The following is a 1279-nucleotide window of genomic DNA, read 5'->3' as shown; positions in this document are numbered from 1 at the left end:
GCTGCACGCCCTTGGCGACGCCGTACTGGCTGCCGCCGACCGTGCCGGCCACGTGCGTGCCGTGGCCGTTGCAGTCGGTGTTGGTGCCGTCCACCGCGTCGTAACCCCACGACGCCCGACCGCCGAACGTCGCGTGGGTGGTCCGGATGCCGGTGTCGACGATGTACGCGTGCACGTTCGCCGCGGTCGTGTCGTAGCTGTAGGACGCGTTCAGCGGCAGGTCGCGCTGGTCGATGCGGTCCAGCCCCCACGACGGCGGGTTCGGCTGCGCGTCGACCGCCCGGACGAAGCCGTCCTGGCTCACCGACCGCACTGCGGGGTCCGCGGCGAGCCTCCTCGCTTCCCGTTCACCGGCGGTGACGGCGAAGCCGTGCAACGCGTGCCGCCACGTCGCCGTGACGGTCCCGCCGTACTTGGCGGTGAGATCGGACGCCTGGGCGCCCACTTGGTCCTTCAGCACCACCAGGTAGTGCCCGGGCACGGCCGTGCCGGCGGCGGCGAGCCCGATGTCGCCTTCCGCCGCGCCCGCCGGGGGCGCACCGACCAGGAGTCCGGCGGTGAGCGCCACAGCGCCCAGCGCCCCGTTCACCACAACGACCTTGCGCTTCATCGGAACCTCCGCAGGGTTGAGATCCGAACACTCAGCGTGACATGCCGGACGCAGGTCGTGACGCGGAGCGGTGCGGCAGCCCGAAGGTCGTCGTGTCGCGGATCATGCCGCGCGGGTGGGGGTCAGAGGAGCCCGAACCGCTCGGCGAACGCCGACAGCTGGTCGCGCTGCTCGGCCGGGTCGGCGCTGGTCGCGCTCACCACGACGCGGGTCACGCCCTGCTCGGCCAACGCCTCCGCCAGCTCGGCGGACATGTCGATCGAGCCCCACCGGGTGTGCTCCAGCGCGTCCGGGTCACGGCCGGCCTCGGCGGCGGTCCGCCGGGCGAGGTCCCACTGGGCCGCCCGCTCGTCGGGCATCAGCATCCCGCCGGGGAAGTAGCCGTCGCCACGTCGACCGGCCCGGCGCGCGGCGGCCCGGCTCGACCCGCCGACGTGGATCGGCAGGTGCGCGACCCCGTGCGGCTTCGGGTAGCTGCACAGGTCGTCGAAGGCGAAGAACTCGCCGTCGAAGCTGACACCGTCCTCGCCGCCCTCCCACAGCAGCCGCAGCACGTCGATCGCCTCGTCGGCGCGACGGCCGCGGGTGGCGAAGTCGACCCCGACCGCCCTGGCCTCGCCCGGCAGCGTCCCGAGGCCGACGGTCAGCAGCCGCATCCGCCCCTTCGAC

The 1279-nt window shown here is 73.9% G+C and carries 2 protein-coding genes; both read right to left on the bottom strand.

Annotated features, from left to right (window positions below; all coding sequences use genetic code 11):
- Positions 1-610, bottom strand: a 610-nt coding sequence (locus tag AB0G02_RS40825; RefSeq protein WP_360806099.1) for a S8 family serine peptidase, incomplete at its 3' end; no start/stop codon positions are given.
- A gap of 122 nt (positions 611-732) precedes the next feature.
- A partial coding sequence (locus AB0G02_RS40820; RefSeq protein WP_360806096.1) for an LLM class flavin-dependent oxidoreductase occupies positions 733-1279 on the bottom strand: 547 nt, incomplete at its 5' end.

Origin of the sequence: Actinosynnema sp. NPDC023658 (genome assembly GCF_040639995.1) — a bacterium.
Taxonomy (GTDB): Bacteria; Actinomycetota; Actinomycetes; order Mycobacteriales; family Pseudonocardiaceae; genus Actinosynnema.
Note: the sequence above shows the minus strand (reverse complement) of the source record. Positions and strands in the feature narration are given on the sequence as shown.